The organism is Janibacter indicus (assembly GCF_900176385.1).
GTDB lineage: Bacteria > Actinomycetota > Actinomycetes > Actinomycetales > Dermatophilaceae > Janibacter > Janibacter indicus.
The window spans coordinates 18728-32538 of the sequence record NZ_FWXN01000014.1 but is presented as its reverse complement, the minus strand read 5'-3'; the positions used below and the strand labels follow the sequence as shown (position 1 = coordinate 32538).

General features: G+C 72.3%; 13 protein-coding genes. 10 read left to right on the top strand and 3 right to left on the bottom strand.

The features are described 5' to 3' along the window. Position 1 precedes the first annotated feature (1 nt). Positions 2-1405 carry a GntP family permease gene (locus B9B60_RS15570; RefSeq protein WP_084452856.1) on the bottom strand — a complete coding sequence of 468 codons (1404 nt, stop codon included), beginning with the start codon at positions 1403-1405 and terminating at the stop codon, positions 2-4. 128 nt (positions 1406-1533) lie between these two features. Here B9B60_RS15570 and B9B60_RS15565 point away from each other — a divergent pair, with 128 nt between their 5' ends. Continuing rightward, positions 1534-2247 (top strand): FadR/GntR family transcriptional regulator, encoded by a 714-nt coding sequence (locus tag B9B60_RS15565; protein ID WP_084452853.1) that lies wholly within the window; start codon positions 1534-1536, stop codon positions 2245-2247. A 7-nt stretch (positions 2248-2254) separates the two neighbouring features. Here the strand turns inward: B9B60_RS15565 and B9B60_RS15560 are convergent, their stop codons facing one another. Beyond that, entirely contained in the window at positions 2255-3691 is a 1437-nt protein-coding gene (locus B9B60_RS15560) for an HAD-IB family hydrolase (protein ID WP_084452929.1), read from the bottom strand. A gap of 62 nt (positions 3692-3753) precedes the next feature. Between B9B60_RS15560 and B9B60_RS15555 the strand changes: the two genes are divergently transcribed. Continuing rightward, on the top strand, positions 3754-4416 hold the full coding sequence (locus B9B60_RS15555) for a VOC family protein (protein WP_084452851.1): 663 nt from the start codon (positions 3754-3756) through the stop codon (positions 4414-4416). A gap of 9 nt (positions 4417-4425) precedes the next feature. On the opposite strand, the gene B9B60_RS15550 is transcribed toward B9B60_RS15555, so the two are convergent. Beyond that, a complete protein-coding gene (locus tag B9B60_RS15550; protein ID WP_084452849.1) occupies positions 4426-5250 on the bottom strand; it encodes a hypothetical protein in 825 nt (274 codons plus the stop codon). 88 nt (positions 5251-5338) lie between these two features. Between B9B60_RS15550 and B9B60_RS15545 the strand changes: the two genes are divergently transcribed. The 8 genes from B9B60_RS15545 (at position 5339) to B9B60_RS15510 (ending at position 13809) form a co-directional block, all read left to right on the top strand. Further along, positions 5339-6085: a hypothetical protein gene (locus tag B9B60_RS15545; RefSeq protein ID WP_084452847.1), complete on the top strand. Its 747-nt coding sequence runs from the start codon at positions 5339-5341 to the stop codon at positions 6083-6085. Next, positions 6082-6846 carry a hypothetical protein gene (locus tag B9B60_RS15540; protein WP_084452845.1) on the top strand — a complete coding sequence of 255 codons (765 nt, stop codon included), beginning with the start codon at positions 6082-6084 and terminating at the stop codon, positions 6844-6846. The genes B9B60_RS15545 and B9B60_RS15540 overlap by 4 nt, the downstream gene beginning before the upstream one ends. Then, positions 6843-7577: a hypothetical protein gene (locus B9B60_RS15535; RefSeq protein ID WP_084452843.1), complete on the top strand. Its 735-nt coding sequence runs from the start codon at positions 6843-6845 to the stop codon at positions 7575-7577. The genes B9B60_RS15540 and B9B60_RS15535 overlap by 4 nt, the downstream gene beginning before the upstream one ends. Further along, a complete protein-coding gene (locus tag B9B60_RS15530; RefSeq protein WP_084452841.1) occupies positions 7574-8290 on the top strand; it encodes a hypothetical protein in 717 nt (238 codons plus the stop codon). Before B9B60_RS15535 ends, B9B60_RS15530 begins: the two co-directional genes overlap by 4 nt. Next, positions 8287-9066, top strand: a complete 780-nt coding sequence (locus B9B60_RS15525) for a hypothetical protein (RefSeq protein ID WP_084452839.1) — start codon at positions 8287-8289, stop codon at positions 9064-9066. Before B9B60_RS15530 ends, B9B60_RS15525 begins: the two co-directional genes overlap by 4 nt. 67 nt (positions 9067-9133) lie before the next feature. Next, a complete protein-coding gene (locus B9B60_RS15520) occupies positions 9134-12742 on the top strand; it encodes a transglutaminase family protein (RefSeq protein ID WP_084452837.1) in 3609 nt (1202 codons plus the stop codon). Between the two features lie 192 nt (positions 12743-12934). Beyond that, positions 12935-13384, top strand: a complete 450-nt coding sequence (locus B9B60_RS15515) for a MarR family winged helix-turn-helix transcriptional regulator (protein WP_084452835.1) — start codon at positions 12935-12937, stop codon at positions 13382-13384. A gap of 2 nt (positions 13385-13386) precedes the next feature. Further along, the gene (locus B9B60_RS15510; RefSeq protein ID WP_084452833.1) at positions 13387-13809 is read left to right on the top strand and encodes an organic hydroperoxide resistance protein; all 423 of its coding nucleotides are present in this window, start codon (positions 13387-13389) and stop codon (positions 13807-13809) included. Positions 13810-13811 lie beyond the last annotated feature (2 nt).

The window sequence follows — 13811 nt, the reverse complement described above, 5'->3', positions numbered from 1 at the left end:
GTCACAGCACCAGGCTCAGCGCGAAGGCGAAGAGGAAGCCGATGCCACCGATGAGGGTCTCCATGACCGTCCACGTCTTGAGCGTGGTCTTCTCGTCCATGCCGAGGAAGCGCCCGACGAGCCAGAAGCCGGAGTCGTTGACGTGCGACAGGACGGTGGCGCCACCGGCGATGGCGATGACGACGAGCACGAGGTCGATCGAGCTCAGGCCCGACGACGCCTCGATCGTCGGCGCCATGAGGCCGGCGGCCGTGGTCAGGGCGACGGTGGCGCTGCCCTGGGCGACGCGCAGCGCCGCAGAGACGACGAAGGCGGCCACGATGACCGGCAGCCCGGTCGACTCGAGGGTGTCGGCGAGCGCCTGACCGATGCCGCTGGCGCGCAGCACCCCACCGAACATGCCACCGGCACCGGTGATGAGGATGATCGCGCAGACCGGGGCGAGCGCGTCGTTCATGAGCGTCTCGACGTCGGCCTTGGTCCGGCGGCGCCAGCCGAGCGCGACCATGGCGAAGAGCGTGGTGATGAGCAGCGCGATCGGGGTCTTGCCGAAGATCCGCAGGGCGTTGACCCACACCGCGTCACCGTCGACGGTGCCCTGCGTGGCCAGCGTGTTGAGGCCGGTGTCGACGAAGATCAGCACCATCGGCAGCAGGAGCACCGCGAGGACCAGGCCGAAGGACGGCAGGCGATGCTCGTCCCCCTTCGTCTCCGGGACGGGGCCACCGGACAGCAGGTCGGGCACGTCGACCATGTAGCGGCTGCCGGCCCACAGGCCGTAGAGGTAGGACGCGAGGTACCAGGTCGGCAGCCCGATGAGCAGGCCGAAGATCAGCAGCAGGCCGATGTCGGCGCTCACGAGGTCGGCCGCGGCGACCGGGCCGGGGTGCGGCGGGACGAAGGCGTGCATGACGGCGAAGGCACCGGCCGCCGGGAAGGCGTAGCGCAGGACCGAGCCGCCGAAGCGGCGGGCGACGCTGAAGATGATCGGCAGCATGACGACCAGGCCGGCGTCGAAGAAGATCGGGAAGCCGAAGAGCAACGAGGCGATGCCGAGGGCGAAGGGAGCCCGGTCCTCGCCGAAGCGCGCGATGAGGGTGTCCGCGAGGACCTGGGCGCCACCGGTCACCTCGAGCAGACGGCCGATCATGGCTCCGAGACCGACGAGCAGCGCCACCGACGCGAGCGTCGCGCCGAAGCCGTCGGTCATGACCGTGACGACGTCGGCGGGGGCGATCTTCGTCGCGAGGGCGGTGAGGAAGCTGACGAGCACGAGGGCCACGAAGGCGTGGACCTTGAAGCGGATGATCAGCAGAAGCAGCAGCGCGACGGCGGCCGCGGCGATGGCGAGCAGGGGCCCGGAGCCGAAGGCGGGCTCTGGCACGGCGTCCTCGACGAGAAACATCGTTGTCCTCCGGTGGGTGGTGTCGGGCGGTCGCCCGCCGGATACGATCCCAAAAGTATGCTTATTGTGCAAGCAATCGTCATCCTTTTCTTTGGAGGTGCGCCATGGGGTCTGAGACAATCCGGCGCATGACGAGTGCGCAGGGCGGGGGCCTGCACCACAGCGTCCTCACGCGCATCGGGTCCGACCTGACGACCGGGCGCCTGGCCGCGGGTGACGTGTTCTCCATGGAGCAGATCGAGGCGCGATACGGCGTCTCGCGGACCGTGGTCCGCGAGGTGGTCAAGGTCCTCGAGTCGATCGGCGTCGCCAGCTCACGCCGCCGCGTGGGCGTGACGATCCAGCCGGAGTCCTCGTGGGAGGCGCTCAGCCCGGTGATCATCCACTGGCGCCTCGAGGGCCCCCAGCGCCTGGCACAGCTGCGCGAGGTGAGCGAGCTGCGCCGCGGCGTCGAGCCGCAGGCCGCACGGCTCGCGGCCGAGCGCGCCACCCCCGAGCGGGCCCGCCGGCTCCAGGAGGCGGCGGCCGGCATGGCCGAAACCGGGCCGAAGGGCGCCCTGCTCACCTACCTGCAGCACGACATCGACTTCCACCGCGCTCTCCTCGAGGCCTCGGGCAATGCGCTGCTCGCGGGCTTCGCCCCCTTCGTCGCCGAGGCCCTCACCGGCCGCACCGAGCACGACCTCATGCCGGAGATCCCCGAGCAGGGGGCCATCGACTGGCACGTCGAGGTGGCCGCCGCCATCGCCGAGGGCAGCCCCGACCGCGCCGAGGAGGCGATGCGCCGCATCGTCACCGAGGCGCAGGCGGCCATGGACGAGATCGGGGCGGCCGGCGACTGAGCCGGCGTCAGACCTGCTCGTCCCCGTCGAGCGCGAACCAGCGGTCCTCCGCCGGCACGACGCCGTCGGGATAGGTCAGGGCCAGCTCGGCGAGGGTCGGCCGGGCCGGCTCACGGACCTCGTCGGGCAGCATCTCGGTGATCGCGTCGAAGATCCGCTCCATGTCGCGCGGCACCGACCGGTACTTCAGGTCCACCGGCTCGCCGAAGGTCACCGTGACCTCGGGCCGGCCCAGGAGGTTGGTCACCCGCGGGATCTTCGCGCTGCGGGGCCAGACCTTCTCCGTCCCGGTGATGGCGAAGGGGATGACCGGCACCTTGGTGAGGTGGGCCAGGCGGGCGGCCCCCGGGAAGCCGCGCATGCCCGGCTCGAAGAAGTGGATGCCGCGCGGGATCGTGCCCTCCGGCATCATCGCGACGAGCTCGCCGCCGTGGATGGCCCGCACCGCCGCCGCGAAGGCGTCTGGACTGTCGGGGTCCTCGGCCCGACGGTCGACGCTGATGCCGCCACCGGCGCGGAAGATCGACCCCAGGCCCGGCACGTCGAAGAGCTCCTTCTTGCCGAGGAAACGCGCCGAGCGCGGGGTGCGGCGGAAGGCGACGGCCATGGCGACGAGGTCGAAGTAGGACCGGTGGTTGCCGACGAGGATGGCCGGCCCGTCGGTCGGGATGTTGTCGACGCCCCCCACGGTGAACTTCGCGTAGGGGAAGACCTCGGGCCGGGCGAGCAGGGCGATCGCCCGCTGCAGCTCCATGCCGATGACCGGCAGCTTCAGCACCCCGGGCGAGGTGTCGAAGTGGAGCACCGGCCAGCGGGCGGCGACGGCGAGCGCCTGCAGCCGCGGGTCGGGGTTGACCGCACCGGGGTTGCCGACGGCCCGCAGCAGCGGGGCGTCGTAGATCGAGTCCGAGTAGGCGAAGGACGCGTCGAGGTCGACGCCCTCGGCCTCGGCCCACTCGCGCACGGCCGCGACCTTGCCCATCGACCACACGAAGTGCCCGCCGTTGCGACCGGTGAAGCACCCGTCGTCGCCGACCTCGTAGCGGGTGGCGATGACGTGGTCGATGCCCAGCCGCGCGGCGAGGGGCCGCACGAGGTGCTCGGGCGTCGTCGTCGCGAGCACGACCGGGCGGCCGGCGGCGTGGTGCTCGTCGATGAGCATCCGGGCGAAGGGGCCGACCATCGGCTCGAGGACGTCGGCGGCGAGCTCGGCGGCCGCGTCGAAGGCGTCGCGGGTCTTGCCCCGCGCCACGAGCACCGCCTGGCGGGCCAGCGCGATCGAGCCGAGCGACTCGCCGAGGAGGTTGAAGTAGCCGAAGAGCAGGGCCTCCCCCGGCATGCGCGCCGAGACCACCCCCGTCTCGCGCATGGCAGCGGACAGCGCCGGACCCGAGGCCTTGGGCAGCAGGGTGCGGTCGAGATCGAAGAAGGCGGCACCGGTCATGCTCGCGAGGCTATCGACGCGCGGGCCCGCGGTGAACACCTCAAGGGCCTAACGTGGGTCACATGAGCGACGACGCCCAGCAGACCCTGACCAGCGAGCAGGTCGCCGACCAGATCCCCCAGGGGTGGCGAGAGGTCGACGGCATGCTGCGCACCCGCCTGCGCACGCAGGGCTTCGAGGAGTCGCTCGCGCTGGTCAATGCGATCGCCACGGCGGCCGAGGAGGCCGACCACCACCCCGACATCGACCTGCGGTGGGGCTGGGTCGGGTTGCATCTGGTCAGCCACGACGTGGGCGGCCTCTCGCCCCGCGACATCGCGCTGGCCGGCGAGATCAGCCGGATCGCCGACGACCTGGGTGCGAGCGCCCAGCCCGAGGTGGGCGCCTCGATGACCATCGGGATCGACACCGCCGACGCCGACCGGATCCGTCCCTTCTGGATGGCCCTCACCGGTCACGAGCCGGCGAAGGGGGACCCCGACAGCCTCCCTTCGCCCGACGGTCAGCTGCCCGAGATCTGGTTCCAGGACAGCGAGGAGCGGTCGGGCCGCGGCCGGGTGCACCTCGACGTCTACGTCCCGCACGACGAAGCGCAGGCGCGGGTCGACGCCTGCGTCGCCGCCGGCGGCGAGCTGGTCACCGACGAGTTCGCCCCCGCGTGGTGGGTGCTGTCGGACGCCGACGGCAACCTCGCCTGCGTGTGCACCTGGCAGGCGCGCGGCTGACCCTCGGGGTCAGTGCTTGCCCTTGCCCTCGTAGGCCTTCGCGGCGGTCAGCGCACCCTTGACCCGGGCGGACTGGATGCCCGGGCCCAGCTTCTTCAGCTGGGCCGCGGTCAGCTGGGTGCCGGCGCGCATGGCGGCATCGGCCGCCGCCTTGGCCGAGCCGGTGTAGCTGCCCTCGGCCTTGCTGCCCCACATGACGAGCTGCTCGCCGCAGGCCTGCTGCGACTTGGGGTAGAAGGGCAGGGCGTCGAAGTTGCTCACCGACGGGGCCAGGCCCTGCCAGGTCTTGCCGTCCCAGCCGAGGACGAACCCGATCCGGGCGGTGTCCGGCAGCGCCGTGTCGAGCGCCCCCCACCACTTCGGGGCACCGGCGACGAGGGCCCTGCGGATCTTCTTCTCCTGGGTGAGGTCGCGCACGATGTCGGCATTGGCGTGACCGGCGAGCAGCGCCTTGCCGTCCTTGAAGCGCACGAGCATCGCCCAGGGACCGAGCTCGTGCTGGAAGATCCAGTCGCCGTCCTCGGCGCGGGAGGACTCGGAGTTGTCGCTCGCGGCGAGCACCACGGCCGTGTAGGCCGCCCAGCGGCCGCGCATCGCGTCGGGAGAGTCGAGCTGCACCTGCCGCATGCCACCCTCCGACGACGCATCGCCCGAGCCCTCGGAGCCTGCGGACGACGAACCGCTCGCGGACGAGCCGGACCCGCCGTCGCCCTCGACGACGTGCGTCGACGACGGGTCGAGCTGGCTGGGCTCGTCGTCGGCGCAGCCGGCGACGGTCATGGTGCCGAGCGCGCCCATCGCGGTGAGCACGGTGCGTCGGGAGATCTGCTCCACTGGTTCCCCTCCTGAGGTTTCGGCACGACGATACGGGCTGGGCCGCAGCCGGGCACGTGCGGCGGCGGCCGTGGGATGCTTGGCGACGATGGATGCGACGACCCGCCGATGCCTGGCCGCCCTCAGTCTGACGACCCTGCTCGCGGTCTCCGCCTGCGGCGACCAGGGCTCGACCCCTCCCGACGAGGCGAGCGACCCGGGCACCATCACCGTCACCAAGGACGCCGAGGCCGAGGCCCTCGACCGGCCCGAGCAGCAGCAGATCGACAAGGCCACCGCCCGCAAGGCGCTGCCGACCCGCGCCGACATGCCCAGCAAGGACTGGCTCGTCGACATCTCGCCGGCCAGCACCTACGAGCCGACCTACGACCCGGCGGAGTGCGCCGACGTCGAGCTCGCCGGGTCGGATGCGAAGAAGTTTCGCGACGAGCACCGCAAGGTCAACGAGAAGGCGCGCTTCAGCCGCGAGAAGGTCAACGGTGGCGGCATCATCGCGACCTACGTCCAGTCCCACGACGAGCCCTACCCCCACAGCATCTTCGACGACGCCGGCGCGGCGATCGCCTCGTGCGACGACTACACCGAGAGCAACAACGCCGGACCCGACAGCAGCTACTCGGCCAAGGCCGTCTCCACGCCCCAGATCGGGGACCAGACCCTCGCCGTGCGCATCACCAGCCGCGACCACGACTTCTACGTCGACCGCATGTACGTGCGCAGCGGCCACAACCTCATCACCGTGATGACCCTGGGCTACGACAAGGACTACGACGGCAAGCTCATGCAGGACTACGCCCAAGGCATCCTCGACGACCTCGAGAAGGCCACGTCGTGATCACCCGGGCGGCCCCCTTCGGCATGCTCGCCGCGGCGGCCTCCGTGGCTCTGGGAGCCTGCGGGGGGCCGGACCCCGCGCCCACCGACCGCCCCACCTCGTCCTCGCCGACCAGCGAGTCCTCCCCGACGTCGACCGTGACGGTGACGAGCACGCCCGAGCCGGAGACTCTCGACGCCCCGGAGCAGCAGGAGCTGACCCGCAAGCAGATCATCGCGGCCCTGCCCGCCGACGGCGAGGCTCCCGAGGGCTTCGAGCTGGCCCGCAAGGACGTGGACGTCGCGGCCGACGGCTCGAGCGACACCGATCCGCCGGCCTGCCTCGCGGCCACCTTCGGCACCCCGGAGGTCCGCTCCTGGACCACCAAGCACCGCACCGAGGGCTCGGGTGTGCGGCACGAGCACCGCGGCGGTGGCAACCCGACACCGAGCCTCGTCGTGTCCGTGTGGACCCACGACCGGCCCTACCCGACCCGCTTCCTCGACGACGCCGGCGCCGCGATGGCCCAGTGCGCCAGCTACGAGGACAACGGCACCGAGTGGCGCACCCACCACATCGCCAACCCCACGATCGGCGACCGCTCCTTCGCCGTCCGACGCAGCAGCACCGACATCAACCTGACCATCGACGACCTGTGGGTTCGCAGCGGTCACAACCTGATCAACGTGCGACTGGTGTCCGGCTCCGGGCCGGACAGCTCCGACACCCTCGAGAAGCACGCGCAGGGCGTGCTCGACGACCTCAAGAAGGCCACCTCATGACCGGACGCCTCGCCCCCTTCGCCACGCTGGCCGTCACGGGTGCCCTCGCCCTCTCCGCCTGCGGTGACGACGCACCGGTGGAGCCGACCGAGCCCACGACCGTGACCGTGACCAACACGCCGGAGGCCGAGGCCGCCGACGCCCCCGAGCAGCAGGAGCTCACGGCCAAGAAGCTCAAGGCGGCGCTGCCGACCCTCGAGGAGGCGCCGGCAGGCTTCGTCAAGCACCCCGACGGCTTCGACGCGGCGCTCAAGAGCAAGCGCACCACCGACCCCGAGGCGTGCCTCGCCGCCTACCTCGACACCCCGGAGATCCGGGAGTGGGAGGAGAAGCACGGCAGCGAGGGCGAGGGCGTGCGCTACGCGCAGAAGAACGGCGGCACGCCCACGCCGCAGCTGTCGGTGGCCATCTGGACCTTCGACGAGCCCTACCCCAAGCGCTTCTTCGACGAGGCCGGGGCATCGCTGGCCGAGTGCACCACGTTCACCTCCGCCGTCGACCCCGACGCCAACGACGTCGAGCAGACCGCGCAGCACATCGGCAGCCCCGTCGTCGGTGACCAGACCATCGGCGTGCGGATCGGCAACGAGGAGACCGACATCGCCGTCGACTACATCTGGGTGCGCAGCGGCCACAACCTCATCAGCGCCCGGATGGTCACCGGCTTCCGCGCCAACAACGAGGAGCGGCTGGGCGCGTTCGTCACCGACGCGCTCGAGGACCTGAAGTGACCCGGCGAGCGGTGACCCGGGCGATCGCACGCGCGGCCGGCGGCACCGCCGCGCTGGCCCTCGTCGCCGGGTGCATCCCCTCGATCGGCGGCTCCGACGACCCGTCGACGAGCCAGCAGGTCGGGCGGACCCAGCTGGGCGAGGAGCAGCTGCGCTCGGCGCTGCCGACCGACGAGCAGACCCCCGAGGGGTTCACCGTCGACACCGCCACCGAGTCCGAGCCGCCGGACCCGGAGTCGACGACCTACCCGGCCGTGTGCGAGGACGTGCGGCTGAGCGGCAAGGTCGCCGACGAGCTCAAGGAGCACTCCACCGGCTCGGCCAAGAAGGACTACGTGGGCCCCGGCGGCCTCGGGGTGCTCAGCGTGGAGATCACCACCTACGACGAGGAGGTGCCCTCGACGCTCTTCGACAAGGCGGGCGAGGCGCTGGGTCAGTGCGACACCTTCCAGATCATCGACAAGTACGGCCCGAGCGACTGGAAGCTCAGCCCGGTCTCGCTCGCGCCGGTCGGTGACCGCACCTACGGCGTGCGGGTGGAGAACACCACCGAGGGCGACACCTTCCAGGGCGGCGTCGTGCAGGTCGCGACCGCGTCGTTGGGTCACAACCGCGTCCACGTCGTGCACAGCGCCGGTCCGGCGTCGAAGTACCACTCGGCTGCGGTCGAGACCCTGCTCAAGACGACGGTCGACAACCTCGAGTCGCTGTGAGGTCACTGCGGGCGGCCCTGGTCGGCGGCGGGTGCGCCGTCGCCCTCGCCGCCTGCTCCCTGATCCCGGGCTCCGGGGGTGACGACACCGGATCGCCGACGGGCAGCAGCACGACGGCGACGTCCTCCGCCGACCCCTCGAGCGGGTCCGGCGACGACGTCGGCACGGTCACCGGCCCCGGCCGCCCCATGGACGAAGGGGGTCTGCGCGCGGCCCTCCCTTCGGCCGGTGACGTCGGGCAGGGGTGGGTCGACGACACGCACCCGACCGTCAGCGAGGCACAGGCGGGCGACGTCACCCCGAGCTCCTGCGCGCCGCTGCTGCAGAAGGGCCCGGGGTGGGACGAGGTGCAGCGCACCGAGCGCGCCCGGGTGCAGGCCAACTTCGCCCGCGCCGACAACCCGCCGCCTCCGGGCAGCGAGCGCCATCACCTCGGCATGTGGGTCTACTCCTTCGACGACCCCTATCCCTCGCGGCTCTTCGACGAGGCGGGCGAGCTCGTCGCCGACTGCCCGAGCTTCCACTTCCGGCAGGCCGACACCGGCACCACGAGCACCTACGAGGTGGAGCCGCTCACCTTCCCGACGCTCGGCGACCGCACCGTCGCCTTCCGGCTGAAGATCCAGCAGACCCTCGAGACGATCACGATGGACTTCATCGTCGTCAAGATCGGGCACAACACCGTGAGCGTCGCCAACGGCGCCTACAACGGCACCCCCGACACCGGGGTGACCGAGCGGGCCGCACGGTCGGTGCTGTCGGACCTGGAGCAGTAGCCGGTCCGGGGCGAGCCGGCCCGGTCACGCCCTGTCACGGCAGCCGGTGGGTGCCTAGAGTGGTCGCGTGACCATCCGAGTGGCCCTCGAGCACCGCACGTCCTACGAGTTCGCCGAGCCCGTGCACGTCTACCCGCACACGATCCGCCTGCGGCCGGCGCCCCACTCCCGCACACCGATCCCGAGCTATGCGCTGCGCATCGAGCCGGCCGAGCACTTCCTCAACTGGCAGCAGGACCCCTTCGGCAACTGGCTGGCCCGGGTGGTCTTCCCCGACAAGGTCTCCCGGCTCGAGATCACCGTCGACCTCACGGCGGACATGACGGTCATCAACCCCTTCGACTTCTTCGTCGAGGACTGGGCGGCGACCTTCCCCTTCGCCTACCCGGACCAGGTGCGGGCCGACCTGGCGCCCTACCTCGCTCCCGTCGACGACGCCGGCGAAGGGAGCGGCCCGGCCCCCGAGGTCGCCGCCTGGCTCGAGCGGGTGCTGCCGACGATCCTCACCGGGCCGCGCGACGCGGCCGTCGGGGCCGGCACACCCGTCGTCGACTTCATCGTCGGGCTCAACCGTGCGGTCCGCGAGAGCGTCGACTACACGGTGCGGCTCGAGGCCGGCGTGCAGACGCCGCAGCACACCCTCGAACGCGGCATCGGCTCGTGCCGTGACAGCGCCTGGCTGCTCGTGTCGGCGCTGCGCCAGCTCGGGCTGGCCGCGCGCTTCGTCTCCGGCTACCTCGTGCAGCTGACCTCCGACCTGAGCGCCGTCGGCGACGACAGCCTCAACGGACCGGCCGAGGACTTCACCGACCTGCACGCCTGGGCCGAGGTCTACGTCCCCGGCGCCGGCTGGATCGGTCTGGACGCAACCTCCGGCCTGCTGTGCGGTGAGGGGCACATCCCCCTGTCGTGCACCCCGCACCCCGCGTCCGCCGCGCCGATCAGCGGCGCGACCGCCCCGACGCAGGTGACCTTCGACTTCAGCAACACGGTGACCCGGTTTGCCGAGGACCCGCGGGTCACCAAGCCCGTGAGCGAGGAGCAGTGGGGTCGGATCACCGAGCTCGGCGAGGCCGTCGACCGGCTGCTCGTCGAGGGCGACGTGCGCCTGACGATGGGCGGGGAGCCCACCTTCGTCGCCGCCGGCGGCACCAAGGACCCCCAGTGGCACACCGCGGCCGACGGGGAGGAGAAGCGCGAGCTCGCCATGGCGCTCGCCCGGCGCCTCTCGGGCCCCGGCACCCTGCGACACCACGGCCAAGGCAAGTGGTACCCGGGCGAGCCGCTCCCGCGCTGGCAGATCGGCTTGAGCGAGCGCACCGACGGCGAGCCGCTGTGGCGCGCCCAGGAGCTGCTCGACGACCCCTGGGGAGAGCCACGCGCCGAATCCGGCTCGCCGGAGGCGGCGAGCGCGGCCCGCGACCTCGCGCTCGGCATCGCCCGACGCCTGGGCATCCCGCCCGAGCAGCTCGTCGCCGCCGTCGAGGACCCCTTGCAGCAGGTCGTCACCGAGGCCCGACTGCCCCACGGCGACGGCCCCTCCGCGGGCGACGTCGCCCCCGACAGCGAGGACGCCTCCGACGCCGAGCACCGAGCGGCCGTCGTCGCGCGGGTCGACGAGCAGGTCGACCTCGACACCCCGGCCGCCTGGGTGCTGCCGGTCTTCCCCGCCCCCGACGGCGAGGGCTGGGCGACGACGACGTGGCGCACCCGCCGCGGCTTCCTCGCCCTCGTGCCCGGGGACTCGCCCGCCGGTCTGCGGCTGCCGTTGTCCTCGATCGCCTGGACGGGAGGCCCCGACCAGCCCGAGCGATCCCCCTTCGACCCGCGCGGAGCCCTGCCTGCCCTCGACCCGGCGACGCTGCCGGCCGGCGATGTCGCACCGGCCCGGGTGCTGCCCATCGAGGAGTCGCCGCGCACGGCGCTCGTCGTCGAGCACCGCGACGGGCACCTCTTCGTCTTCCTGCCGCCGGTCGAGCGGTTCGAGGACGCCCTCGAGCTCATCGCCGCCGTCGAGGGGGCGGCCGCGGCGACCGGCCACCCGGTGGTCCTCGAGGGCTATCCCCTGCCCGGCGACGAGCGCGTCCGCACGATGTCGGTGACGCCCGACCCCGGGGTCATCGAGGTCAACGTCGCGCCGACGGCGTCGTGGGGCGAGCTCGTCGAGCAGACCGAGAGCCTCTACGAGCACGCCCGGCAGATCCACCTGTCGACGGAGAAGTTCGACCTCGACGGCTCGCACACCGGCACCGGCGGCGGCAACCACCTGACCCTCGGCGGCCCCACCGCCGCCGACAGCCCGATGCTGCGCCGGCCCGACCTGCTGCGCTCGCTCATCACCTACTGGCAGCACCACCCGGCGTTGAGCTACCTCTTCTCCGGACGCTTCATCGGGCCGACGTCGCAGGCCCCGCGCGTCGACGAAGGGCGCGCCGACACGCTCTACGAGCTCGAGATCGCCTTCGCCCAGCTCGACCACGTCATCGCGATGGAACACGACGCCTCCGCGATCACCGACCCGCTCGACGACGACCACCGGCCCAAGCGGGACACCCGCCCGTGGCTCGCGGACCGGCTGCTGCGGCACCTGCTCACCGACATCACCGGCAACACGCACCGGTCGGAGTTCTGCATCGACAAGCTCTTCGCCCCGGGGTCGGAGCGAGGCCGCCTCGGCCTGCTCGAGATGCGCGGCTTCGAGATGCCGCCGCACCCGCGGATGGCGCTGCTGCAGGCGCTGCTCGTGCGCGCGCTCGTCGCGCGCTTCTGGGCCGAGCCCTACACCGGCCCGCTCGTCCACTGGGGCACCCGCCTCCACGACCGCTACCTGCTGCCCGCCTTCGTGGCCGCCGACCTGCGCGACGTCCTCGACGACCTCAACGACTACCTCGAGCGCGTCGGTGCGGGTCGGATCGACCCGGCGTGGTTCGACGCCTTCCTCGAGTTCCGCTTCCCGCGGCTGGGCGACACGACGGTCGGCGGGGTCGAGCTCGAGCTGCGCTCGGCCATCGAGCCGTGGCACGTGCTCGGCGAGGAGGTCAGCCAGTTCGGCACCGCCCGCTACGTCGACTCCTCGGTCGAAAAGGTCCAGGTCCGCGCCGTCGGCCTCGTCGAGGGGCGGCACGTCGTCACGTGCAACGGCGTGCCGGTGCCCATGGTCCCCGTCGCCGAGCAGGGCTGGGGCGGGCCTGTCGGCGCGAAGGGGAGCTCCGGCGCCTTCGTCGGTGGCGTCCGCTACCGGGCGTGGGCTCCCCCTTCGGCCCTGCACCCGACGATCGGGGTCCACGGTCCGCTCGTCTTCGACCTCATCGACCGGTGGACCGGCCGCTCCCTCGGCGGCTTCACCCACCACGTGACGCACCCGGGCGGCGTCGCCTACGACAGCTTCCCGGTCAACGCCGCGTCGGCCGAGTCCCGCCGCGCCGCGCGCTTCGTCACGGCGGGGCACACGCCCGGCCCGGTCGACCTGTCGGCCATGGCCGACCCGAGGAGCGGCTTCGGACCGGCGGTCACCGACTACCCGGTGACGCTCGACCTGCGCCGCTTCCCCGGCACCGACCGTCGGCCCGCCACCGAGGACGACTTCGCCACCCCGCCGACCGAGGCCGTCGACCCCGGGATGCCGCCGACCGACGGCGAGCCGGTCGTCGAGATCACCGCCGAGGGGCCTGCCTGACCTGCCCGTGCTGCCCTGCCCGAGCTGCCCGCGCTGACCCGCCGAAGCGTGTCGCGCTGCAGTTCGCGCGTGGCTTCGAGCTCCTCCCCCGCAACGCCGGGGGTCCTCCCCCTTCGTCCGGGTGAACTGCAGTGCGACATGCCGTCGGGCATTTGCATTGCGCACAACTAAATTGCGTGCAATGCTTATCGGGTGCAGACGGACCACCACCTCGACCAGCAGCTCTGCTTCGCCCTCTACTCGGCGGCGCGCTCGGCGACCGCGGCCTACCGCGATGCCCTCGCCGACATCGGGCTGACGTACACCCAGTACGTCACCCTCCTCGCGCTCTGGGAGCGCGACGGCCAGGCCGTGACCGAGCTCGGCGAGGCGCTGCACCTCGACAGCGGGACCCTCTCCCCCCTGCTCAAGCGACTGTCGGCGAGCGGGCTCGTCGAGCGCCGCCGCGAAGGGGAGGACGCCCGCCGCGTGACGATCCACCTGACCGATGCCGGCCGGGAGCTCGAGTCGCAGGTCGCGGCGATCCAGCGCCGCCTGTACGACGCCGTCGACATGGAGCCCGAGGAGCTGGCGACCCTGCGTCACCTGGCCCAGAGGTTCTGCGCGTCGGTCGGCGACACCACCCCCACCCAAGGAGCATGACGATGAAGACCCTCTACACCGCAGAGGCCCTCGCTACTGGCGCCGGCCGCGACGGGCACGGCCGGACCAGCGACGGCCGCCTCGACCTCGACCTTGCGATCCCCCAGGAGATGGGCGGTTCGGGCGAGGGGACCAACCCCGAGCAGCTCTTCGCCGTCGGGTACGCCGCGTGCTTCCACTCGGCGCTGCAGGCCGTGGCCCGCGCCGGCAAGGTCGACGTCGCCGACTCCGCCGTCGGCTCGCGCGTGCACATCGGCCCCAAGGAGGGCGGCGGCTACCAGCTGGCCGTCGAGCTCGAGGTCACCCTGCCCCACCTCGACGCCGAGGCAGCCCAGCGGCTCGCCGACCAGGCCCACGAGGTCTGCCCCTACTCCAACGCGACGCGCGGCAACATCGACGTCACCGTCACGGTCACGCGGGACTGATC

Bases quoted from the DNA above. Each gene is read 5' to 3' on its own strand.
- B9B60_RS15570 (WP_084452856.1), bottom strand. From the start codon at position 1,405: ATGTTTCTCGTCGAGGACGCCGTGCCAGAGCCCGCCTTCGGCTCCGGG.
- B9B60_RS15565 (WP_084452853.1), top strand. From the start codon at position 1,534: ATGACGAGTGCGCAGGGCGGGGGCCTGCACCACAGCGTCCTCACGCGC.
- B9B60_RS15560 (WP_084452929.1), bottom strand. From the start codon at position 3,691: ATGACCGGTGCCGCCTTCTTCGATCTCGACCGCACCCTGCTGCCCAAG.
- B9B60_RS15555 (WP_084452851.1), top strand. From the start codon at position 3,754: ATGAGCGACGACGCCCAGCAGACCCTGACCAGCGAGCAGGTCGCCGAC.
- B9B60_RS15545 (WP_084452847.1), top strand. From the start codon at position 5,339: ATGGATGCGACGACCCGCCGATGCCTGGCCGCCCTCAGTCTGACGACC.
- B9B60_RS15535 (WP_084452843.1), top strand. From the start codon at position 6,843: ATGACCGGACGCCTCGCCCCCTTCGCCACGCTGGCCGTCACGGGTGCC.
- B9B60_RS15510 (WP_084452833.1), top strand. From the start codon at position 13,387: ATGAAGACCCTCTACACCGCAGAGGCCCTCGCTACTGGCGCCGGCCGC.